Origin of the sequence: Kineosporia sp. NBRC 101731, from assembly GCF_030269305.1 — a bacterium.
Lineage (GTDB): Bacteria > Actinomycetota > Actinomycetes > Actinomycetales > Kineosporiaceae > Kineosporia.
The window spans coordinates 15,670-37,571 of sequence record NZ_BSTC01000027.1 but is presented as its reverse complement, the minus strand read 5'-3'; the positions used below and the strand labels follow the sequence as shown (position 1 = coordinate 37,571).

Genomic DNA, 21,902 nt, shown 5'->3' with positions numbered 1-21,902 from the left:
CGGATGTGGCCCCGGGGTCCGATGGTTTGGTGTGGTAACCCCATCAAAACGGTTCAGGTCACATCCGTCACCAATCGGACACGGAGTGTCACGCTATAACTTCGCAGGTCAGAGCCGGGTCAAAGGACTTTGACAGCCCCCTGTGGGGTTCGGCGACCCAGTTCATGCCGTGTGCACCGATGGGAATCCCCGGGCAGCCGGCGTTGACGAAGTCCATGAACCACACCCATAACGGCCGAAGGCTGTCGAGGGAGGCGTCGAGGTCGTTCCATGGACCCTGGGTGCTGAGGATCCAGTGGGACAGCTCTGCCAGTCGGTCCGGTTCTCTCGTGATGAGGGCGTCGCGGTAGGACTCGCCATCGCGTTTCGGCAGGTCGGGCAACTGGTAGTAGGGCACCAACATCTCCTTGGATCCCGGGGACGTGAAACGAAGGGTATTTTCACCGAGCTCAATTCATCGGCATCGCCGGGCTGAGTCCGGGGTAGTGTCGCGGCGCTACCCCGGACGGTGGATCACTCATCGGAGTTCGAGGCGCCGGGTGTGCGAACGCTGACCCGTTCGGGGACGTCGGCGCTGCGCGCGACCTGCTCCCAGGTGGTGACATCGGCGCGGATCTGCTCGAGCTTGTCCAAGGCGCCGTCCACGACATAGTTGCCGATCGGCAGACGCAGAGGTGGCTTTGTCAGCGTTCAGGGCCGTGATGATGGCTCTTGCGGCACGGTCCGGGTCACCGGCTTCGCTACCGGCACCGTCGGAGTAGGACGGGAAGCGGGCGTGGACGCTACGACCGGCGCGTCACGATCAAGCAGCACCACGACCCGGAAAATCTCTTCCGCGCGAACCACAACATCGCGGCCGCCGGCTGATCGACCGCTCTGCACCGGAAAAGCTTGCCGGGCAGAACTTCTCGAACCGGATGGTCTGTTGGGAATCTCGTTCTGGTTGCACCGCGTCGAGACCCGCCTACCGTGGACGGGCGACGGCCGTCACCGGTCCCTGGTCCCCGCCCGAAGTCGCCAGCCGGGCGCCGGACAAGGCCAGGGCATCCGGGGAGGGCCGCGGTGACAGGGGTGGGGCAGAGCGCTGGCCAACGCCCGGTACCCGGCCGGTAACCGGCGCCCTCACGTCCGGAAGATCATGATCGTGAGGCCCGCCTGCCCTCGGCCCGGACCTCACAATCAGGCAAACGCCAGCTACAGCTGGATATCGATGCCGCTACCGGTGGATGAGAGTCGGCTCAGGGGGCGGCGTTGAGCAGGTCCAGCGCCGTGTGCTGGCAAGCGTGGGCGCTGGGGACGAAGGGTCCGGCCAGGTGGATGCCATAAGCGTCCAGGCTGTTGCGGTCCTTGGCGTAGGCGGTGTCGGCCTGCCGGGTCAGGTACGCGTTGTACCTACCGCTGGTGGCCTGGTTCAGTACCCCGAGCCCGCGCAGGTACGAGCCCTTCCAGGACGGCTGGTCGCCGGTGCAGGATTCGCCTTCCCCCGGCTCGCGCAGGATTCCGTCCTTGTTCAGTGCGGTCGATGTCGTGGAGGCGTCACCGATGCGCTGGGCGGTGGCCAGGGCATCGGCGTTGCCGGTGGCCTTGTTCAGCTGCACGAGGGCGTTCATCAGGACGCCGGAGTTGTAGGTCAGGGGGCCGCTGGCACCCTTGCAGGTCTTGAGGTCGATGCCGTCGATGACGATGTTTCCGCTGGTGAGCATGCCAGTGCCCCTGAACCACGACCAGCCCGCGCTCGCCCGGGCGCGGTAGGTCGTATCACCCGGAACGCGCTGGGCGAGCGCGGCATTGAGCTGGATGTACAGGCTGTTGGCGATGGCGACCTTATTCTTGCGGTCGGTCTTCCACCAGATGCCGCCACCGCAGGTGGTGTCCCAGTACCGGTGCATGTGCTCGGCGTCGGCGCGGGCGGTGTCCAGATAGCGCTGCTCGCCGGTGAGGTCATAGGCCGCGATCCAGGCCAGGCCCCACCAGCCGGTGTCATCCAGGAACTCGTTGCGGAACTGGCCGTCGTAGGCGTTGACCTGCCGGTCGTAGGTGTTGGCGATGGCGTACCGGTAGCTGGCCATCTTCGTGGTCCGGATGTTGTCGATCAACGCTGTCAGCGCGTTGGCGCTGGTCCACCAGGCGTTCTTGTCGAAAAGCCCGGTGGACTGGTCGTAGCTCATCATCAGGTTGGTTGCCGCTGCGGTACGCCGGTTCCCGGCGTTCCAGGTGCTGCGCGTCCAGGCGGTACAGGTGATCTCGGTGCGGTCACCGGCCTTGCCACAGGCCCGCAGCGCACCCACTCCACGGGCGGCCCAGTCGTCGACGTTGAACATGGTGGTGCGGGTGCTGGTGGCGTTGGCCGCGATGCTGGTGGCACCCAGGCGGCTGCCGCTGCCCCAGGTCCTGCCGCCGTCGAAGGAACGGTCGAGCCAGACCTGGTCCCCGGCCTTGCCGGTGGCGAGTGTGGCCCAGCCCATCGAGGTGGTGTCGTCGATGTGCACGGTGAAGGTGCGCCCGTACAGGGTGGACGTCACGGGGGTGCGGTCCTTCGCGGTCCGGGCCGCGTCGAGGCCGTCGCACTGCTGGTTGCAGATGCCCGGCTCGGCGGCCGAGCTGACCCCGATCCCGGTCTGTGTCAGCACGCCGGCCGTGACGGCTACGGCCGCGCCCACAGCGGCGATCCTTCGCCAGTGCACCATGTGTTTCCCTCACCCATAACGCGCATCGACGCGACCGGTCATCCCGGGCGGGACCGTAGCCCCAGGGATGAGTTCTGCACCACAGCAACTTTGTTAAGGGAATGGGACTTACCCTGCATTTGACGGTGCCTCAACGAAACGGTCGCTGAGGGCTCTGAAGGTTGCCTCTACGGACGTTCGGGCTGAAGGAAAGAGACAGGAAGCGCCGGAACTCCCCGGGTGCATCTCGGATGACCCACCCGGGTGGACGGGCATACGTTCGGAACCGGGTCGTTCCTGTCCGGAGCGGCTCCGGATGGCGGAGGGATGATCATGTCGAAGGTGTTCGGCTTCACCCGGTACGGCCGTCCCGAGCACCAGGACTTCTGACATCAGCCGAAAATTGCTCCGGGAAAAAGCCATTTGCTCGTCGCTGTTCACGCCGCCGCGGTCAACCCGACGGCTGGAAGATTCGCGCGGGCTGGATGAAAGACATACCCAGTCCTGACCTGCCGCCGTTCTGGGGTAGGAGGCCGCCGGCGTGGTCGAGGCGTTGGGCCAGGACCTTGAGGCGTTTGCGGTCGGTGATCACGTGCTGGGTCCGAAGGCGCCGAACTCGGGTTCCTACGGCGAATAGGCTCTGCTGACGGCCGAACTGGCGGTCGGCGAACGGCGATGACGCCGGCGGGGAGGGTGGCGGCTCGGGTGCCGACGTCCCACCGCCGGAGGGGTTCACGATCTCGGCCGGGACGTTCCCGCAGGTGCGTACCGCGATCACCTGGGCCCTGGCGCGACGTTGGGGTTTACTGAGGGTTTTCCAACCTCCTCAGGAGTTAAGGATCAAGACCTGAACCGCGTTCACCAGGCACGTTGCGTGAGCCGGGCTGGAGCGGATCTTCTGAAGGATCCGCCAGTTCTTGAGCTCGGCGTTGGCTCGCTCGCCCGGAGCGCGCATCTGTGAGATCGACGTGTTGACGGCCTTTTGGCCAGTCGGAAGCTCACGACGAACGAACAGACGCGAGCCCGGGTCACGACGCACGCGGCGGAACGGCGCCCGGATCGTGGCCCCGGCACCGATGTAGGCCGTGTCGGCAAACGTCGTCACGCCGGCTCCACCGATCAGCCAACGGGGGGCTACGGCCCTCGTCGAAGCGCGTCTCACGACAGAGGCGGTCCAGCCTTGCGCTTAGCTGAACAGATCAGTATGGTTAAGCCATAACCGAACGGACCTGTTCAGTTAATGCATCGACCTGGGAGTCACCATGACCACGCCCGCCTACTTCGACAAGTACGAGAACCTCGCCTTCGAGCGGGGGGATGACGGCGTGCTCGTCCTTCGCTTCCACACCAACGGCGGGCCGCTGACCTTCACCGGTCAGACCCACGAGGACCTCCCTCAGGCACTCGAGGACATCTCCCTCGACCGCGACAACAAGGCCCTCGTGATTACCGGCACGGGCGAGCACTTCATGAAGGACATCGACGGCCCCAGCCTGGGTGAGATCTTTAAGCCCGCCGCATGGGAGAAGACCCGCGTTGAGGGGCGCAAGGTCCTCGAGCGCCTCCTCGACCTCCCGATGCCGGTCATCGGCGTCGCCAACGGCACCGCTACGATCCACTCCGAGTACCTCCTCCTCGCCGACGTGCACATCGCATCCGAGAAGGCGACCTACGGCGACTTCCCGCACCCCGCTTTCGGCATCACCGCCGGCGACGGCCTCCACGTGGTCTGGGAAGAGATCGCCGGCACCCAGCGCGCGAAGTACCTCCTGTGGACCGGCGAGAACATCGACGCCCAAACTGCGCTGCAGTGGGGCGTGGTCAACGAGGTCGTCGAGCACGACCGCGCTCTCGAGCGCGGCCTCGAGATCGCCCGCAAGCTCGCCGCCAAGCCTGCGCTCTACCGCTCCCTGCAGAAGCAGACCCTCAACCTCAACCTCCGCCGCCGCCTCACCCAGGACGTCCCCTTCGGCATGGCTCTTGAAGGACTCACCGCAGCCGACCTCGCCTACCAGCAGCAGAACTGACTCATCCCGCCCCTGTGTGGGCGCCACCCACACAGGGGGGCCTACGCAGGGGCGATCACGCAGCGGCGTAGAGTGAAGGATCGGGTTCAAGGAGGTCACTTTGGCAAGCACCACGCCCCGAACTCGCCGACGTCCTGCTCTTGAGCGGGTGGTGAAGACGGCAGATCATCTCTTCTACACCAACGGCATCCACGCTACCGGCGTCGACACGATCGCCGAGGCGGCCAACGTTTCCAAAGCATCCATGTACACGTACTTTCGTACCAAGGACGACCTGGTGGGAGCGTACGTAGCTGGGCGCAGCCTCGCCTGGCAAGAGCACGTGACCAAGCAGCTCGACGCATCTGGGGCCTCTCCGATGGAGAAGATCCTCATGGTCTTCGATCTCCTTGGGCAATGGTTTACCACCGAGGACTTCAATGGGTGTCCGTTCATCAACGCGGAGGCCGAGAGCACGAAAGACTCGCCGGCCCATACCGTCAACCTGAGCCATCGCAGCTGGGTGCGCAGCCTTTTCGCCGACCTCGCCCGGCAGGTAGGGGTCGACGATGCCGTTGCAACGTCGATCCGTTTAGCCATGCTGTACGACGGGGCAATGGTCGGAGCCCACGCTGAACCATCGATTGCTTGGGCCGCGGAGGCACGGCTGGCAGCTGCCCAGCTTCTGCAGTAGTGCCTCCGGGTGCTGCGGATCAAGCTGCACCGCGCGCCCCGCACCAGCGGGGCTCGGAACGCGTGTTTGAACCGCCCCGGAGTGTCCCGAGGCTGATGTGCCCCGTGTTGGCCGGAGTCGGGTTACTGGATTCTGGGTCAGGCTACTGACTCCGGCGGTGTTGGCCAGGGTCCAGCCGATCGGATCGGCGGAGAAGGTCCCGCCGGACAGCCAGTCGATACCGACCAGGGCGCCGGTGGAGGGCATCGTGTCCGAGACGATCATCGGCCACAGTCCAGGCGTCTGGTCATGGTCCTTCACCCAGGTCATCCGCTGGCAGTCGGCCACCGCTGCGGTGGCGGTGGCATGCATGGCCGTCTCGGCGACGTAATCCACGCAGGCCACGACGTAGTCGTCTCCTACGCGGCCCTTGATCAGGCCCATCGCCGGGACGAACCGCACCGACAGCTGGGGGGAGCCGGTGCTGGGTAGCTCTGCAGCGTTCAGCAGCTCGGTCATGGACTTGCTGACCGACCACGACGAGGGGGTCAGGCCGCCAGGTACCGCCCACGAACTGATGAGGGCGTGGCCACCGGTCAAGGACACCGACTCCATGGCGGCCTGATCGATCGCGGCCAGCTGGGCCACGGCACTCTCGGGCATGCGACCGAAACCGGTACTCACTCCCGCCGGGCCGATACCGGTAGCCGTCGGCACCTTCATCAGCTGTGGCTTTTCGCTCGTCATGTCCGAGGCAGGTGCGCATCCGGATCGCCGTTGTCCGGCATCGGCACGGCCGCCAGCTCATCGCGTGCAGCCTGGGTGTCTGCTCTGCGGTGCGGCGCAGCTGCGCCTGGGCCCGGGGCGCCGGCGGTGGCCGTCTGGGAACGGGTGTCGTCCATGCCGGTGCCGTCGATGGCCTGGATCACGGTCAGGGCCAGGCCCCAGACGATCATCACGACCAGCGCGAGGACCCAGACCAGCAGGGCGGCCAGCTGCAGGGGGAGTACGGGGTATCGGTGGGCCGCTGCGTGCGCGACCAGTGGGATCGGGGACGCCACAACATCGCAGGCACCCCTCGCCGGTCATGCCCAGCGCGATCCCGGGGACGGTCACATACAGGATCGCGCTGCCGATCACGACACCGATGACTTCAAGGCCCAGCCGAGCTCCTTGGGGTGGTTGGTGCCCCGGCCCCGGATCACCATGCCGACCCCTGCAGGAGCGGCTGAGGACGGATGGGCCCCTCACCACGTCACCGTCTCGCAGCGGCGTACGGCTCGTACTGGATACGGCGGCCCCAGCGTCGCCATCCAGGCAACGGGATGAGCGAGACCAGGCCGCCTCCGTATCCCGTTTCACGGACTATGCCCCCGCTGCTCAGCGCGAAGGCAACGGTCGATCTACTCGCGGCGAATGTCTCCACCACACGGCCTGCCACGACAGCCGCGACGAGGTCGCCCAGAAACTCAAGATCTGCAGCAGTCGGTTCCAGCTCCCATCGCCCGCCTTCGCGGCCTGCCTCAAACACGACCTCGTCCGTCCAGATCCAGGAGAATGCAAGACTACGAGGATTGGCCGGTATGGCGGAGACCATGTGTCCCCCAGCCGGACCGAACTGCTGATGGGTCATTGTGACCACGCTCCCCAGGTCCGACACAAGATCTTCAATGGACCGCAGATGCGCCTCCACCTGTGCGCTTTCCATCTCAGTCATGCAAGCCCGTCGACTCCCCACCCAAGAACGCTGCGAATCTACTTCTTCGCCGCAGTTGTTGCTCCATGACGGAACTCGACCACATCACTGTTTACGCCAGATCCTCAAACGATGCCTCGCCTGGGCGCCACACCATCAAGCTCCTGTCCTCGAACCCCGCCAGCATCGTGATCTCCGGACCAACGAGCTCGTCCAAGGTCGGATGCACAACCAGACGGCCGGATGGAAACGAGATGACGAGACCAACACCGGATTGCTCGACGGTTGCTGTCACTTCCTCGGGCACGAAGGAACGCAACGCATCCCCGTAGCCTGGATCAGGCTCGGCAAAGGTCTTTCCGGGCGCGCTCATTCAGGCGGGAGGAGGCTGGCGGCCGCTACGGCAGGGTCCTTTACAGCCAGAACGGCTAACCCTCCGGATAGGGCAGCGACGAGCTCTCGTAGACCGTGGGCAGATTCTGACTGTAGATGGCCGCGGTGTACCCGGAGGGGCCGGATCCGATGATCAGGACCTCGCGCACCGCGTCCTGGCTGTCGCCGGATGGTGTGGTGTCCGTGTCGGGGTCTGCGTCTGGGTCTGCTCGGGGCTGGCGCCCAGGGTGATGAAACCACCGGTGGGGATCATGTTCACGCCTGACCGGTCCCGGCGGCAGCACTGGGGGTGGCAGCGGGGGTGCTTGCCTGGGTGGGGACGCCGTCGGGCAGCAGGTCGGCCAGTAGGGCCTGGACCCGGTCGCGGATCTCGTCGCGGACCTGGCGCACGACCTCGATGCCCTGCCCGGCCGGGTCGGTCAGGGTCCAGTCCTCGTACCGCTTGCCCGGGTAGAAAGGGCACGCGTCGCCGCAGCCCATGGTGATCACGGCGTCGGAGGCCTGGACCGCCTCGGGGGTGAGAATCTTGGGCTGCTGTGCGGTGATGTCGATGCCGACCTCGGTCATGGCCTGCACCGCGACGGGGTTGATCTGCTCGGCGGGCATCGACCCGGCCGAGCGGACCTCGACGGCTCCGCCGGACAGCGCGGTCATGAAACCGGCGGCCATCTGGGAACGGCCGGCGTTGTGCACGCACACGAAGATGACGCTGGGCTTGGCGCTCATGAACGAGGACTCCTTGCTGATCAATGCTGAGGGGCTGACAGGTGCTGACGGGTTGCTGAGAGGTTCGGTGACATGCCGTCTAGGAGGCCGGAGTTCGGGCATGGTCGCGGCCGTGACGGCGGCCGGTCCTCACGACGGCTGTTGAGGACCGGCTCCATTCCTGCCGAGTGGCCTTAGCAGCCGGTGGATGCCGGGGAAGCGGCTTCGCCGGAGCGGCCGTGCAGGAAGCCGGTGGAGAAGCCCACCCCGGCGCCGATGGCGACCGGCTGCGGCGCGGGGGTGCCGCAGCAGGAACCGCCCTCGCTGGTGGAGGAATCGTCGATCTGCACCGTACCGTCCGTGGCCACGACCGGGGTGGAGGTGGAGCACACGCCGGTCTCGGGCAGGTCCAGGGCCACGTTCGCGGCGGCCTCGGTGTCCCCGGCCAGGTGCGCGGCGATCGAGCGGACCTGCTCGTAGCCGGTGGCCAGCAGGAATGTCGGGGCTCGCCCGTAGCTCTTCATCCCGGCGATGAAGAAACCGCTCTCGGGATGGGCCAGGACGTCGGCGCCGTGCGGGGGCACAGTGCCGCAGGAGTGGAACTGCGGGTCGATGAGCGGGGCCAACCGGGAGGGCGCCTCGACCCCGGGGTCGAGGTCCAGGCGCAGCTCACGCAGCATGCCCAGATCCGGGCGGAAACCCGTGGCCGCGGCGATGACATCCACCCTCTCGTGTCGCTCACCGGAGGGAGTCTGGAAGATGACAGTGACCTCGGCGCCGTGATCGCCGGCGTCCGTGCGCAGGGCACTGATGGTGGCGCCGGTGATCAGCTCGATGCGCCCGGCTTCGACGGCATCGCGCAGGCGTGAGCCCAGAGCGCCACGGGCGGGCAGACCGTCGAGGTCCCCACCACCGTAGGTGCGGGCCACCGAGGTGGCGCGCACGGCCCAGATGATCCGGGTGCCCGGCTCCTGCTCGGCCAGGCGCACCAGGTTCAGCAGGGTGTTGGTCGCGGAGTGCCCGGCGCCCACCACCAGGACTCGACGCCCGGCGAAACGCTCACGGTGGGAACCCAGGACATCGGGCAGCGGTCCGGCCATGACATCGGCGGCTTCGGCCTCACCGACCGCTACCAGACCCGAGACCCCCAGGGGATTGGACTGGCCCCAGGTGCCGGAGGCGTCGATGACCGCGCGGGCGTGCAGGTCGCTGATCGTGCCCTGGGTGGTCTGGACGCGTACGAGGAACGGGTGCAGTTCACGTCCGATGCTGTGGGTCTTGTCCAGGCCTACCCGGCTGACCGCGATCACGCGGGATCCGGTACGGATGCGCGGCGCCAGCGCAGGGGTGGCTGCCAGCGGTGCCACGTACTGCTCGACCAGGTCCGCGCCGGTGGGCAGGCCGGTCAGTTTCGGGTGGCTCCAACCGGTGGGCTCCAGCAGCCGGGCAGCGGCGGCATCGACGTTGTACCGCCAGGGCGAGAACAGGCGGATGTGCTTCCAAGCCCTGATGGCCGAGCCGGCCTCATCCCCGGCCTCGAGAATCAGCGGTTCCAGGCCCTGTTCGAGCAGGTGCGCCGCAGCGGCCAGGCCCACAGGTCCGGCACCGACGACGACGACGGGCAGACCGGCGAGGGCATCGGTACCGGCAGAGGTGCTGGAAGACGTGCTGGTGGGGGTGCTCATGGGAAGTGCCTCCTCGGTAGGTGGCTCAGCAGGTTCGTCCGTCGATGGGTCGGTGGTGCCAGCTCAGTGCCGGTGCTTCAGTGCGTAGCTGTCTTGGGGAGAAGATCGGCCAGTAGCCGGTGCACGTGGGCTTCGATCTCGCCGCGGATGGCGCGTACCGCGTCCAGGTTCTGGCCGAAGGGGTTGGCCACGTCCCAGTTCTCGTACCGTTTGCCCGGTTGGATGGGGCAGGCATCGCTGCAGCCCCTGGTGGTGACCATGTCGGCGGCCTGGACGACTTCATCGGTCAGCGGCTGGGGGAAGGGACCACGACCTGGCCGTCGGTGCCATCCGTGGTGTTGATCTGCTCGTTCGTCATCGGTTCCTGACCGTGGGGGTGGGGACGGTGGGATCACCGGGGAAGAAGCGCCGTCCGGCCCACAGGGCCACGTAGACCAGGGCGACCAGGACCGGCACCTCGATCAAGGGGCCCACCACTCCGGCCAGGGCCTGCCCGGAGGTGACGCCGAAGGTGCCGATGCACACCGCGATGGCCAGCTCGAAGTTGTTGCCGGTGGCGGTGAAGCTCAGGGTGGAGGTCTTGGCGTAGCTCAGGCCGATGGCCCGGCCCAGGGCGAAGGACCCGGCGAACATGATCAGGAAGTAGGCCAGCAGCGGCAGCGCGATCCGGGCCACGTCACCGGGCTGGGAGGTGATGGCATCGCCCTGCAGGGCGAAGAGCATCACGATCGTGAACAGCAGCCCGTACAGGGCCACTGGCCCGATCCGGGGAAGGAAGCGCTCCTCGTACCAGGCCCGGCCGCGGGCCCGTTCTCCCAGCGTGCGGGTCGCGAACCCGGCCACCAGCGGGATGCCCAGGAACACCAGGACCGAGATGACGATGGCGCCCACGGAGAAGTCCGCGCTGGTGGTCTCCAGGCCCAGCCAACCGGGCAGGACCTGCAGGTAGAACCAGCCCAGAGCAGCGAACGCGACGATCTGGAACAGCGAGTTGATCGCCACCAGCACCGCCGCGGCCTCCCGGTCCCCGCAGGAGAGGTCGTTCCAGATCAGGACCATCGCGATGCACCGGGCCAGGCCGACGATCACCAGGCCGGTGCGGTACTCGGGCTGATCGGGCAGCAGCAGCCAGGCCAGTGCGAACATCAGCGCCGGGCCGATCAGCCAGTTCAGCACCAGCGAGCTGATCATGAGCCGACGGTCGGCGGCGATGCGGGCGGTCTCGGAGTAGCGGACCTTGGCCAGGACCGGGTACATCATCAGGAGCAGCCCCACCGCGATCGGCAAGCTGACCGAGCCGACCTCCACGGCACTGAGGGCATCGTCCAGACCCGGGATCAACCGGCCCAGCAGCAGGCCCAGGGCCATGGCAGCGATGATCCACACCGGCAGGAACCGGTCCAGCACCGACAAGCGTGCCAGCACCGGGGCGTCCGGGGCGCCCTGCGGGTTCTCGGCGACCAGGTCGCTCATCAGGCACGTTCCTCTCATTGATGACTGTCTATGTCTACCCTGACAGTGGGCATTGACGGCTGTCAATATCGACGTCGATGAATGTCCATGGCATAGTGAGGTATGAGCATCACTCCTGCCATCACGCCGGTCAGGACTCTGCCGCTGGCCTCGCGGACACAGCCGGACCAGCCGCAGGTGGATGTGGAACCTGGTGCTGCGTGTTGTGCTCCGCTGGCCAGGCAGCCGCTGGACGCGCAGGAGGCCGCGAAGCTGGCGCGCACGCTCAAGGCCATTGCCGACCCGGCCCGGCTGCGGCTGCTGTCCCTGGTGGCCGCGCACGAAGGCGGCGAGGCGTGCGTATGCGACCTGATCGAGCCGCTAGGACTGAGCCAGCCCACCGTCTCGCACCACCTGAAGGTCCTGGTCGAGGCCGGGCTCTTGACTCGTGACAAGCGCGGGGTCTGGGCCTACTTCACGCTCGTTCCCGAAGCCCTCAATGCTCTGGCGGCTGTCCTGGTCGCTCCTGTCGGTATCTCCGCCGACTCCGTGGGCTGAGAACCGGCGCCAGAGCCGCAGGTTCGGGCAGGCCGCGTTCCCGATCGCTCAGCGGCGACGGCGTGGCGAGGGCATCGATGGTGCTCGGGCACCTGCATGGATGCGCGCAGCGGCCGCACCTGGGCAGAGGGGATCGGCGGTGACGAGCGAGCTCAGTCCTGGTCGTTGGTGACGGGGCGGGCACCGCGCGGGGAGTCAGCACGGTTGGTTGCCGCTACCCATGCGGTGCTGTGTTCCGTCAGCCGGGTTGCGGTCCAGGCCTCCAGGAGACGCAGCGCGTCCTCGGAAGGGCTACCGGATTCGGCGCTGAAGGTGTCGATGGCCAGGCCGCGTTCTGCGGGAAGCTCCAGGGCATCGAAGACCAGGTGCAGTTCGCCGACGACGGGGTGACGGAAGTGCTTGGAGCCGGTCTGGTGCAGATGGACGTTGTGCCGGGCCCAGAGCTCACGGAACGCGAGGCTGAGGGTTGACAGTTCGCCGATCAGGGCGGTCAGGTCGGCGTCCAGGGGATTGCGGCCGGCCTCGATGCGGAGCATCGAGGCACTGATCTCACCGGCGCCCTCCCACTCGGGGTAGAAGTCCCGGGCGCGCGGATCGAGGAAGATGAACCGCGCGATGTTCGCCGTCCGGTCGGTGTCGAAATGGGGCGCGTACAAGGCTCGGCCCATCTCGTTGGCCGAGACCAGATCCAGGCGGGCGTTGCGCACGACAGCAGGAACGTCCATCCCGTCCAGGACCCGCTGAATCGAAAGACGCACCACAGGCTGAGGACGCACATGCGGGCGACGCGAGCGGGTCGCCTCCACGGCGCGAGCGAGGTCGAACAGGTGCTCGCGCTCGGCATCGTCCAGCTGCAGGGCCCGGGCAATCGCCTCGATGACGCTCTCGGATGCACCCCCGAGCTTGCCTCGCTCCAGACGAGTGTAGTAATCCACGCTCACACCGGCGAGCATCGCGACTTCTTCCCGGCGCAGACCCGGCACCCGCCGCTCGCCACCGAACGTGGGCAGACCAGCTTGTTCCGGGGTGACCCGGGCACGTCTGGTGACCAGGAACTCGCGAATCTCGTGCTTGTCCACGCTCAGACGCTACGCCCGTTCCCCGGACCGTGGGAGGCCCTGACCTGCGGGGGTCCAAGAGGGCCTCCCACCCCACCCCGGAACCGCCGTAGCGTCGAAGAGCAGGACACCCCGGAGCCCGGCTGTCGAGTACGGCACCTGGTCAGCCCGCAGCCCTGCGCATCCAGAACATGCGGGATCAGCCCGCCAAGAAGGAGAAACCCACTCATGCGTGGTGCTGTCATCTACGCCCCCGGCGACGTCCGCGTCGAAGAGCGCGAGAACCCGAGGATCGCTCACCCGAGCGACGCCATCATTCGCCTGTCCGCCACCTGCGTGTGCGGATCGGACCTGTGGGACTTCCGCGGGATCAACCCGGTGCACCAGCCGACCCCGATGGGCCACGAGTACGTCGGCATCGTCGAGGAGGTCGGCGAGGACGTGAAGAACGTCAAGATCGGCGACTTCGTCGTCGGCTCGTTCTTCGCCTCGGACAACACCTGTGACATCTGCCGGGCCGGCTACCAGACCTCCTGCATCCACCGCGAGTTCGTCGGCGCCGGCGGCGCGCAGGCCGAACTGCTGCGTGTCCCACTGGCCGACGGCACCCTGGTCGCGACCCCCGCCATTCCCGACGCCGAGCTCATCCCCTCGTTCATGGCCGCCTCCGACGTCCTGGGCACCGGCTGGTTCGGTGCCGTAGCGGCCCAGGCGGGCCCGGGCAAGACCGTCGCCGTGGTCGGTGACGGCGCGGTCGGGCTGCTGGCGGTCCTGGCCGCCCAGCAGCTGGGTGCCGAACGCATCATCGCGATGAGCCGTCACGCCTCCCGCCAGAAGCTCGCCCTGGAGTTCGGTGCGACCGACATCGTCACCGAACGCGGCGACGAGGGCGTGGCCAAGATCAAGGAACTCACCGATGGGCTCGGCGCGCACTCGGTCATCGAGGCCGTCGGCACCCAGGAATCGATGATGCAGGCCATCCGCTCGACCCGCGCCGGCGGGCACGTCGGCTACGTCGGTGTCGCCCACGACGTGAGCCTGCCCGGCGAGGAGATGTTCTACTCCCACGTGCACCTGCACGGCGGCCCCGCCCCGGTGCGTCAGTTCCTGCCCGAACTGATCCAGCTGATCTGGGACCGCACGATCGAGCCCGGGAAGGTCTTCGACCTCGAGGTCGCTCTGGAAGACATCGCCGAGGGGTACCAGGCCATGGACGAGCGCCGCGCCATCAAGGCCCTCGTCCGTCTGTGAAACCCCACACGGCCCGGTCCTGAAAAAGCCAAGACAGATCCAGGTTTCGTCAAACAACCACCCGGGCAACGACCCGGGTGCGCAGCGGCGCGGTGGAACGGGCCGTGACAGCGCTCGCACCGGATGGGGGAGCCGAAGATCCGATCCACCCAGGATCGACGCGGCCTACCGGGAGAAGTACGGACGGTACGTGGACACCGGCTGGCCCAGGGCAATGTCCGCGATGGCCGTGGCCAAGCACGTCGTCAATTAGCCCTGACATCAGCCGAAACGGAGCCCGACATGGAACGTCGACCCACCACCTGGCTGGAACCTCTCACGCACGAGCAGTACCGCACCGCCAACCAGACGAAATAGCGCCGGGTCGCGGCACATTCTCGCAGAAGGGACGTCGTTCATGAAGACGCGCATCCTCGGCCAGGGCCTGGAGGTCTCGGCCATCGGGCTGGGCTGTATGGGCATGAGCCAGAGTTATGGCCGCAACCCCGGTGATGAGCAGGCCATGATCCAGGTGCTGCGCGACGCCGTGGAGCGAGGCGTCACCTTCTTCGACACCGCCGAGGTCTACGGCCCGTTCCTGAACGAAGAACTGGTCGGCAAGGCCCTGGCGCCCTTTCGTGACCAGGTCGTCATCGCCACCAAGTTCGGGTACGCATTCACCGACGACGGAAAGACGGTCGGCCCCTCCAGCCGGCCCGACCTGATCCAACGCGCGGTCGAGGGATCCCTGCGCCGCCTCGGCGTCGAGACCATCGAGCTCTACTACCAGCACCGCGTCGACCCTCAGGTACCGATCGAAGACGTCGCCGGTGCCGTCAAAGAGCTCATCCAGCAGGGCAAAGTACGCCACTTCGGGATGTCCGAAGCCGCCGCGAGCACGATCCGGCGGGCCCACGCGGTGCACCCGGTCACGGCGGTACAGAGCGAATACTCCCTGTGGCTGCGCACCCAGGAGAGCGAGGTGCTGCCCACCCTCGAAGAACTCGGCATCGGGTTCGTCCCGTTCAGCCCGCTCGGCAAGGGCTTCCTGACCGGGACGATCGACACCCGCACCAGCTTCGAGGCCGGCGACATCCGCGCCTCGATCCCGCGCTTCGAGCAGGACGCCCGCCAGTCGAATCAGGCGCTCGTCGCACTCCTGGCACAGGTGGCAGCCGGCAAGGGCAGCACCCCGGCGCAGATCGCCCTGGCTTGGCTGCTGGTCCGCAAACCCTGGATCGTGCCGATCCCCGGCACCCGCCGGATCGAGCGGCTGGAAGAGAACATCGGCTCGGCACAGATAGAACTGACCGACAACGATATCGCCGAGATCAACGCCGCAGCAGCAAACATCGAGATCCAGGGCGCCCGCTACCCCGAACACCTGGAACGCCAGACAGGACGGTGACCACCCGGGGCGCCAGCGGGCCGTCCAGGCTGCCGACAGTCAGCCGGAGGATCATGATAGTGCCCAGCCCGAGCGCGCTTCCGGTCCAGTGGTAGGCGAAAAGGTTGATCACCAACATGTTCAGCTAGTTGCCGAATGAGCTAGCCGCGTACGCACCGGCCAAGAACAGGAAGCGTTGGGCCTGGGCCGCGGCGTTCAGCGTCAGGACGTGCCTTTCGCAAGTGAGGAACTACGCGTGGTGGCCCACGACAGAGGGCGCGAGCAGGCCGCTGTCGACCCCTCGCGTCGCGTTGATCATGGCGGCCGGGCCGACGGCGACCCCGGCCAGGAGGACGATGGAAGCCAGGACGATCCAGCCCACCCAACCCAGATGCGTGGTCAGGAAGACGGTCAGGGCCGGTCCCACGATGCTGCCAGCTGCGACGCAGATGTTGAAGGCGCCAAGATATTCGGCCCGCGCCGACTCGGGGGCCAGCGCGAACGACATCCCCCACCGGCTGGCCGCTTGACGCAGTTCGCCGCCGGTCAGCACGAGAACGGCCACGGCCAGGGCAATTGTGCCTCCGAGTTGACCCAGTCCGGCGGTGACGGCGATGCCCACGCAGCCGGTTGCGACCAACCAGCTCGACTGCCGCGCGGCCCGGGCCGACCCCCGCACCTGCTCCGTTCCCCGAGCCGCGTACACCTGCAGGGTCACCGACAGCACGGTGTTCAGTGCGAACAACGCGCCGATGGCGGCCGGATCGATGGAGGTATGCCCGAGGACCCACAACGGCATGGCCACCGTCATGATTGACCCATGCAACCCGAGGAGCGTGGTGAGTGCCACCACGTAAAGGAACCGGAGGTCGCGCAGGGCGGTGAACCGGCGACTCCCCAGAGCCCGAGGGGCGTTCCGCGGAGGCGGAAGGACCCGGACCAGGAGGACGCAGGCCAGGTACGAGAAGGCGTTGGTCCCGACGAAGATGGCCAGGAGATGCCCCGAACGCAGGCCGACCGCGGCCGCGGCGAGGGATGACCCGCCGAAGAACCCGGCGTTGAATACGGATCGGAGGGCGGCCTTGTTGCGCACTACGCTGTCACCGGTGGAGGTGGCCTCTGCGATCACGGCGTTGAAGGCGCTGGCCTTGCCGAAGTCCAGGAACGAGATCGCCGCCACCAGGAGCGTGAACTGCCAGAACGCGTCGACCAGGAAGAAGAGCAGATAACTGATGCACTGCAAGGCGGTCAGCACCAGCAGCACGTGCTTGTGGCCCAGTCGGTCGGCCACCTGGCCCATCACCGACGTGGCGATCAGCCCGGCAAAACCGGCCAGGGACAGCCCGGTTGCGACCTGACCGGCGGAGAAACCGAAGATCTTCACGTAGAGCACCGAACTCCCGGCCAGGAAGACGCCGCTGCCGACCGCGTCGATGAGCTGGATGGCGGCCAGGCGCCGCATGCGTGGATCCACGAGCACGTCACGCACCCAGCTCACGGGCCCACCGCCGCGGCCAAGAGCGCGACTTCCCGCCCTGGACGACCGTTATGCTGCCTTACATGGGTGAAGAAAGAACAGACATCCGGTTGGTCGAGCCCTCGGACGCCGAGGCCCTGAGCACCCATCTGGCCCGGGACCGAGCTGCGTTCGCCCGCTGGGAACCGGCCCAGCCGGACGGGTATTACACCGCCGTCGGCCAGTCCGCGCGGATCGGGCGGCTGCTCGACCAGCACCGGGAGGGCCTCACCTGGCCCGGGGTCGTGCTGGCCGATGGGGTCGTGATCGGCCAGGCCACGGTGGGTTCGATCATCGCCGGCCCGTTCCGTAAGGGATCGGTGGGCTACTGGATCGGAACCCCACACCAGAACCGGGGTCACGCCCGGCGGGCCGCTGCCTTGCTGCTGGAACGGATGGCCGAGGAACTCGGTTTGCACCGGGCCGAGGCGAGCACACAACTCGAGAATCTCCCCTCACAACGGGTCCTGAAGGCCGTCGGATTCTCCCCTTACGGGATTGCCCACGAACACATCTTTGTCGACGGTGCCTGGCGAGACGGTCTGCTCTGGGAACTCACCCTGGGCAACTGAACCGGAGGCCGGTCAGCCGCCGGCGACCGCGCTGATCAGCGTGATGCGTTGCCCCGCAACGATGGTCGTGTCCAAGCCCTGAAGGAAGCGGACGTCGTCGGCGTCGATGTAGATGTTGACGAACCGGTTGACATCGCGTTCGGGTGTCAGCAGGAGATGGCTCAGATCCGGGTGCTGGTCGACGAGGGCGTCCACGGCCTCGCCGACCGTCCCGGCTCGTACCAGCACGGTGCTGCGCCCCCCGGCCGCGGATTGCATCACGCGGGGCAGGCTGATCGGGACGTCGGTGCCGGTGCTGGTGGTGTCCATGGAGGTCTCCAGTCGTCGCGAGATCAGTACACGGGCAGGGAGGGATCGACCTTCGCCGCCCAGGCCAGCACTCCACCGTCCAGATTGAGAACCCTTGCGAAGTCACGCTTGAGGGACCGGGCCACCTTCTCCGACCGGCCCCCGCTCTTGCAGTAGACGATAATCTCCCGGTCGGCCGGAAAACTGGCGGACTGGGCGGGGACCTGTCCCTGAGGGACCAGGCGGGCCCCGTCGATGTGGACGATGTCCCACTCGAACTGCTCACGGACGTCCAAAAGCAGGAAGTCATCCTCGTCCCGGTGCCGCCGTTCAAGCCGCTGGGCCAGCGTCTCAGGGGAGATCATCTCGACCGGCGTGGCCACCGGGGCGGCGCACACGTAGCTGAGGTCGGTCAGGTCGGTGATGGTAGCCGCGGAGCCGCACAGGGGACACTGCGGGTCCTTGTGCACCTTCAGTACCTGTGTTTCGGCCTCGGACCCGTCGTAAAGCCAGAGCCTACCCACGAGGGGACGCCCGTGGCCTAGGACGAGTTTGATCGCCTCGGTGGCCTGCACTGCCGCGACCGAGGCGCACAGCGCCCCGAAGACCCCGCCCTCCGCGCAACTGGGAGCCAGTTCCGGCGGCGGCGCCTGGGGATAGAGACAGCGGTAACAGGGCCCGGCCTTCTGGTTGAAGACGCTGGCCTGGCCGGTGAACTGGAAGACTGACCCCCACACGCACGGGATGCCGAGGAAGTGGCAAGCGTCGTTGACCAGGTACCGGGTGGGGAAGTTGTCCGAACCGTCGATCACCACGTCGTAGTCACGCAGGATGTCGAGGCAGTTGGCGGCGGTCAGCCGTGCGGCGATGCGGCGCACCTCGACCAGGGGGTTGATGTCTTTCATCCGCCTGCTTGCCGACTCCACCTTGAGCGTGCCCATTGTCGACTCTCCGTGGATGACCTGGCGCTGGAGGTTGGAGCGCTCGACGACGTCGTCGTCCACGATCCCCATCACCCCGACGCCGGCCGCGGCCAGGTACATGAGAGTGGGGGAGCCGAGGCCACCGGCCCCGACAACGAGGATGCGGGCGGCCTTGAGCCGGCTCTGTCCATCGACCCCGACGGAGTCGATGGAGATGTGCCGGGAGTACCGATGGAGTTCGTCGGCGGACAGGGTGCTGGTCATGGCGTCTTCCTTACTCGTTGAGGAAGGCGACGACGTTGCGGCGCAACCCCGCCGCGTCGAGGCCGTGGGCGATGTCGTGCTGACGGGTGCTGCCGTAGTGCCGCAGTTCTTCACGAGCCACGCCCAGGCTGAGCATCCGGTGTCGCAGACCGCGCAGGGCCGTCGTCACCTCGGACGCCGATGTGCCGGCCAGGTACGGTTCGACCAGCACGATCGCCGGATCCTCGAGCTCGGCGGCGCAGGCCCGGAGGGCCTTGCCGGCGAACGGGCGGATCCGGTTGGCGTAGAGCACGGTGACGTCCAGGCCCTCAGTCGCTGCGAGCACGTTGTCGGCCAGCGGCCCGACCGCCAGCACCACGCCCCGCCGGCCCGTGCGCAACGGGGTGAAGCCGTCCCCGGCACCCGCGTAGGCCCGCTTGTTCTCGCGGTTCGACAGCCGGAGGTAGACCAGGTTGTCGGTGGTGACCGCCTTCCTGAGCTGGGCCTCGGCCTCATCGGTATGACCGGGTACGTCGATGGTCCAGTCGGGCAGCGTGGACAGCAGGGCGACGTCGCCGGGGGACTGGTGGCTGCGGCCGCCGTTGGCGATGTCGTACGAGCCGCCCGCACTGACCAGGACCGCCCCGGCCCCCTGATGGTTGAGGTCCAGCTTGATCTGCTCGAAGGGTCGTTCCACCAGGAAAGGCGCGAAGCTGTGGGCGATCGGGCGTACCCCGGCCAGGGCCAGGCCGCCGGCCACGCTGATCAGCAGCTGCTCGCGGATCCCGACGTTGATCACGCGGTCGGGGTGTCGAGCCCGGACCTCGTCGAAGGCCTTGGCGGTGAGATCGGCGGTGAGGACGGCCAGGTGCGGGTTGGCGTCGATCAGCTCGGCGGTGACCTCGGTGAAGCGCTGTCGCATGACTCCGGGCACGGGCTGCTCCTGCGGATCAGTGCGTTCAGTGGGTGGGCAGGTGCTGCTCGACCTGGGCCACCACTACCCGGGGCTGCCCCGGACGGTCGGCAGCGAAGGCGGCCTCGAGGGCGGCCGGGTCGCGACCGTCGGTCCGGACGGCGGTCCAGCCCTCCAGCGTGAAGCGGGCCTCGATCCCGCCCGGCCAGCCATGACTGGCCGAGGCATTGTCGATCACCACGACGTTCAACCGCTCGAGCCCGGCCCGCCCGGCGAAGGCGATCGCCTCGTGGTTGGAGCCCTCGTCGAGTTCGGCGTCGCCGATCAGGACCCAGACCGAGGCCTCGGTCAGGCCCCGGATGCGCAGGCCCAGCGCTGTGCCGACGGCGAGCGGGAGCCCGTGCCCGAGGGAACCGCTGGAGATCTCCACACCGGGCACCAGATGGCGGTCCGGGTGCAGGCCGAGCCGGGAGCGGAAGCGACCGAAGCCGTCCAGTTCCTCGAGCGGGAAGAAGCCCTTAGCCGCGAGCACGGCGTAGTAGGCCATCGGGCCGTGCCCCTTGGACAGAAAGAAACGGTCCCGGTCCTCGGCCCAGGCAGGGTCCACCCGTAGCACCCGGTCATAGAGAACCCACAGTGTTTCCAGGGTAGAGCTGGCCGCGCCGGTGTGCTTTTCATCGCCTGTCATCCGGGCCATGAGGGCTTTGACGGCTGCAAGCCCGGTCATCGGGTCGGTCACGATGGTCATGGCCGGCTCCCGAAGTCGTCGCCAAGGGCCGCCGTTACCCGGGCGGGAGGGGCAGTCGCAGCGTCGGCCCGGGCGTGCGCGATCAGGGCATCCACGTCGGTCTCGGCGAGGGCCTTGGACAGCTTCGTAACCAGAGCCGCCACCTGGTGCCGAAGTTCGTCTGGGTCGGAGCCGACCAGGGGCGGCAAAATCTCTGCGGTCACTGTTCTTCCGGCCGTCTCCATCAGGTCATTGAGGACGTCGGTGATTTCCCAGGGACGGGCGGCGAGGGTCAGGTGTACGCTGGCCCGGTTGGGGGCAGCCTGGCCGTCGTGCCGCCATCCGCGGGGAATCCAGAGCACGTCGCGGGGTCCGAGGGCAACCGTTGTGGCTTCGTCCTGCTCGGAACGCCTGAGACGCCAAATTTTTTGGCCGGCGATCTGGACGAGGAAGGCACCGTAAGGGTCCGAGTGGTCACCAAAACCCTTGGCGCCCGGTGGTGTTAAAAATGCATTAATAAACATGCGGGCGCCAAGTGCGTTCGCAAGGTCTCGCATCAGCTGCGCGGCCGGAGGATGGAACAGCTGGAGGCCCTGCAGAATGAAGGTCGAACCGGCGGACATTTCCCGGAGAACGCCTGCAGCGTCAATCAATTGGTTTTGTGCCGAGCCGGCGTTCTTCTTAGGTGCCACGGTGTACCGAGAGACCGGGACCAGTGCGCCTTGGCGGGCCATCCGGAAGGACGGCACCCGCAGGCCTCGTGAACCGATCAGTTCATCGAGGTCGGCGGGTGAGAGAACCCGCAGAACAGCAGGTGAAGCGGTGCCGGTGATCGGTGTGGTGGGCCACCCGCGGGCGAAGACGTCCGCGGGAAAGCCGAGGTCGCGCAAACCCAAGACTCCCCCTGAGGGTTTGTTCCATTGGATCGCCCCACAGTAGGCACGAATCCTGCTCAATTCCAAGTACTTTCTGATTAGTGCAGGTCAAGTGCCATTCTTGCGAAGATGATTGAGGGATCAGTGAAAACTCGGTCTTGCGTGACTCGGGTCCCCGTGCGAGCGTGTTTCTGCCCATCTGTAACTCACTGGAGGACAAGATGAACGAGTCCATTCTCGACCCGTCCGAGGCCGAACTCCGGGCGGCCGCAATCGACGACGTGAGCGACTTCGACGGCGATGCGCCGATGGTGATCGAGAACATCGACTTCGCCT

26 protein-coding genes are annotated in these 21,902 nt (G+C 67.2%); 7 read left to right on the top strand and 19 right to left on the bottom strand.

Translation table 11 applies throughout. The annotated features are described in order from the left end of the window. Window positions 1-88: 88 nt before the first annotated feature. Window positions 89-397, bottom strand: coding sequence for a hypothetical protein (locus QSK05_RS35555; protein ID WP_285601820.1), 309 nt, complete (start codon window positions 395-397; stop codon window positions 89-91). 116 nt (window positions 398-513) lie between these two features. After that, complete coding sequence (locus QSK05_RS35550) at window positions 514-645, bottom strand: hypothetical protein (protein WP_285601819.1); 132 nt, start codon at window positions 643-645, stop codon at window positions 514-516. A gap of 66 nt (window positions 646-711) precedes the next feature. Here QSK05_RS35550 and QSK05_RS36580 point away from each other — a divergent pair, with 66 nt between their 5' ends. Continuing rightward, complete coding sequence (locus tag QSK05_RS36580) at window positions 712-867, top strand: BBE domain-containing protein (RefSeq protein WP_352303783.1); 156 nt, start codon at window positions 712-714, stop codon at window positions 865-867. A gap of 371 nt (window positions 868-1,238) precedes the next feature. Here the strand turns inward: QSK05_RS36580 and QSK05_RS35545 are convergent, their stop codons facing one another. Both QSK05_RS35545 and QSK05_RS35540 read right to left on the bottom strand, forming a co-directional pair. Continuing rightward, window positions 1,239-2,687, bottom strand: coding sequence for a glycoside hydrolase family 76 protein (locus QSK05_RS35545; protein WP_352303780.1), 1,449 nt, complete (start codon window positions 2,685-2,687; stop codon window positions 1,239-1,241). A gap of 805 nt (window positions 2,688-3,492) precedes the next feature. Next, window positions 3,493-3,771 carry a transposase family protein gene (locus QSK05_RS35540; protein ID WP_285601817.1) on the bottom strand — a complete coding sequence of 93 codons (279 nt, stop codon included), beginning with the start codon at window positions 3,769-3,771 and terminating at the stop codon, window positions 3,493-3,495. A gap of 157 nt (window positions 3,772-3,928) precedes the next feature. On the opposite strand from QSK05_RS35540, the gene QSK05_RS35535 reads away from it, so the two are divergent. Then, complete coding sequence (locus tag QSK05_RS35535) at window positions 3,929-4,693, top strand: enoyl-CoA hydratase/isomerase family protein (protein ID WP_285601816.1); 765 nt, start codon at window positions 3,929-3,931, stop codon at window positions 4,691-4,693. A gap of 100 nt (window positions 4,694-4,793) precedes the next feature. Further along, a complete protein-coding gene (locus QSK05_RS35530; RefSeq protein ID WP_285601815.1) occupies window positions 4,794-5,366 on the top strand; it encodes a TetR/AcrR family transcriptional regulator in 573 nt (190 codons plus the stop codon). On the opposite strand, the gene QSK05_RS35525 is transcribed toward QSK05_RS35530, so the two are convergent. From QSK05_RS35525 to arsB, 8 genes are all read right to left on the bottom strand, one after another. Further along, window positions 5,265-6,068, bottom strand: a complete 804-nt coding sequence (locus QSK05_RS35525; RefSeq protein WP_285601814.1) for a hypothetical protein — start codon at window positions 6,066-6,068, stop codon at window positions 5,265-5,267. The genes QSK05_RS35530 and QSK05_RS35525 overlap by 102 nt on opposite strands. A gap of 20 nt (window positions 6,069-6,088) precedes the next feature. Continuing rightward, window positions 6,089-6,406 carry a hypothetical protein gene (locus tag QSK05_RS35520; protein ID WP_285601813.1) on the bottom strand — a complete coding sequence of 106 codons (318 nt, stop codon included), beginning with the start codon at window positions 6,404-6,406 and terminating at the stop codon, window positions 6,089-6,091. A gap of 194 nt (window positions 6,407-6,600) precedes the next feature. After that, on the bottom strand, window positions 6,601-7,062 hold the full coding sequence (locus QSK05_RS35515) for a hypothetical protein (protein WP_285601812.1): 462 nt from the start codon (window positions 7,060-7,062) through the stop codon (window positions 6,601-6,603). Window positions 7,063-7,153: 91 nt separating this feature from the next. Continuing rightward, the gene (locus QSK05_RS35510) at window positions 7,154-7,414 is read right to left on the bottom strand and encodes a hypothetical protein (protein WP_285601811.1); all 261 of its coding nucleotides are present in this window, start codon (window positions 7,412-7,414) and stop codon (window positions 7,154-7,156) included. 275 nt (window positions 7,415-7,689) lie between these two features. Beyond that, window positions 7,690-8,160 carry an arsenate reductase ArsC gene (locus QSK05_RS35505; RefSeq protein WP_285601810.1) on the bottom strand — a complete coding sequence of 157 codons (471 nt, stop codon included), beginning with the start codon at window positions 8,158-8,160 and terminating at the stop codon, window positions 7,690-7,692. A 173-nt stretch (window positions 8,161-8,333) separates the two neighbouring features. Next, the gene (locus QSK05_RS35500) at window positions 8,334-9,824 is read right to left on the bottom strand and encodes an NAD(P)-binding domain-containing protein (protein ID WP_285601809.1); all 1,491 of its coding nucleotides are present in this window, start codon (window positions 9,822-9,824) and stop codon (window positions 8,334-8,336) included. A 77-nt stretch (window positions 9,825-9,901) separates the two neighbouring features. Beyond that, complete coding sequence (locus QSK05_RS35495) at window positions 9,902-10,084, bottom strand: low molecular weight phosphatase family protein (protein ID WP_285601808.1); 183 nt, start codon at window positions 10,082-10,084, stop codon at window positions 9,902-9,904. A gap of 94 nt (window positions 10,085-10,178) precedes the next feature. Continuing rightward, window positions 10,179-11,297 carry an ACR3 family arsenite efflux transporter gene (gene arsB, locus QSK05_RS35490; RefSeq protein ID WP_285601807.1) on the bottom strand — a complete coding sequence of 373 codons (1,119 nt, stop codon included), beginning with the start codon at window positions 11,295-11,297 and terminating at the stop codon, window positions 10,179-10,181. A 102-nt stretch (window positions 11,298-11,399) separates the two neighbouring features. Here arsB and QSK05_RS35485 point away from each other — a divergent pair, with 102 nt between their 5' ends. Further along, window positions 11,400-11,834, top strand: coding sequence for an ArsR/SmtB family transcription factor (locus tag QSK05_RS35485; protein ID WP_285601806.1), 435 nt, complete (start codon window positions 11,400-11,402; stop codon window positions 11,832-11,834). Between the two features lie 152 nt (window positions 11,835-11,986). On the opposite strand, the gene QSK05_RS35480 is transcribed toward QSK05_RS35485, so the two are convergent. Then, on the bottom strand, window positions 11,987-12,913 hold the full coding sequence (locus QSK05_RS35480; RefSeq protein ID WP_285601805.1) for a helix-turn-helix transcriptional regulator: 927 nt from the start codon (window positions 12,911-12,913) through the stop codon (window positions 11,987-11,989). 207 nt (window positions 12,914-13,120) lie between these two features. On the opposite strand from QSK05_RS35480, the gene QSK05_RS35475 reads away from it, so the two are divergent. Then, window positions 13,121-14,143 carry a zinc-dependent alcohol dehydrogenase family protein gene (locus QSK05_RS35475; protein WP_285601804.1) on the top strand — a complete coding sequence of 341 codons (1,023 nt, stop codon included), beginning with the start codon at window positions 13,121-13,123 and terminating at the stop codon, window positions 14,141-14,143. A 397-nt stretch (window positions 14,144-14,540) separates the two neighbouring features. Continuing rightward, window positions 14,541-15,530, top strand: coding sequence for an aldo/keto reductase (locus QSK05_RS35470; protein ID WP_285601803.1), 990 nt, complete (start codon window positions 14,541-14,543; stop codon window positions 15,528-15,530). Between the two features lie 229 nt (window positions 15,531-15,759). On the opposite strand, the gene QSK05_RS35465 is transcribed toward QSK05_RS35470, so the two are convergent. Beyond that, window positions 15,760-17,007 (bottom strand): MFS transporter, encoded by a 1,248-nt coding sequence (locus tag QSK05_RS35465; RefSeq protein WP_285601802.1) that lies wholly within the window; start codon window positions 17,005-17,007, stop codon window positions 15,760-15,762. 62 nt (window positions 17,008-17,069) lie between these two features. On the opposite strand from QSK05_RS35465, the gene QSK05_RS35460 reads away from it, so the two are divergent. Beyond that, complete coding sequence (locus QSK05_RS35460) at window positions 17,070-17,597, top strand: GNAT family N-acetyltransferase (RefSeq protein ID WP_285601801.1); 528 nt, start codon at window positions 17,070-17,072, stop codon at window positions 17,595-17,597. 12 nt (window positions 17,598-17,609) lie between these two features. Here QSK05_RS35460 and QSK05_RS35455 read toward each other — a convergent pair whose 3' ends face one another. Genes QSK05_RS35455 through QSK05_RS35435 form a run of 5 tightly spaced genes read right to left on the bottom strand, consistent with a single transcriptional unit; the run spans window position 17,610 to window position 21,581 of the window. Then, a complete protein-coding gene (locus QSK05_RS35455; RefSeq protein WP_285601800.1) occupies window positions 17,610-17,906 on the bottom strand; it encodes a MoaD/ThiS family protein in 297 nt (98 codons plus the stop codon). 23 nt (window positions 17,907-17,929) lie between these two features. Beyond that, window positions 17,930-19,072: a molybdopterin-synthase adenylyltransferase MoeB gene (gene moeB / locus QSK05_RS35450; RefSeq protein WP_285601799.1), complete on the bottom strand. Its 1,143-nt coding sequence runs from the start codon at window positions 19,070-19,072 to the stop codon at window positions 17,930-17,932. Window positions 19,073-19,082: 10 nt separating this feature from the next. Beyond that, the gene (locus QSK05_RS35445) at window positions 19,083-19,973 is read right to left on the bottom strand and encodes a transketolase family protein (RefSeq protein WP_352303789.1); all 891 of its coding nucleotides are present in this window, start codon (window positions 19,971-19,973) and stop codon (window positions 19,083-19,085) included. A 37-nt stretch (window positions 19,974-20,010) separates the two neighbouring features. Continuing rightward, window positions 20,011-20,712 (bottom strand): thiamine pyrophosphate-binding protein, encoded by a 702-nt coding sequence (locus QSK05_RS35440; RefSeq protein ID WP_285601797.1) that lies wholly within the window; start codon window positions 20,710-20,712, stop codon window positions 20,011-20,013. Further along, window positions 20,709-21,581, bottom strand: a complete 873-nt coding sequence (locus QSK05_RS35435; protein ID WP_285601796.1) for a JmjC domain-containing protein — start codon at window positions 21,579-21,581, stop codon at window positions 20,709-20,711. Before QSK05_RS35435 ends, QSK05_RS35440 begins: the two co-directional genes overlap by 4 nt. Window positions 21,582-21,902 lie beyond the last annotated feature (321 nt).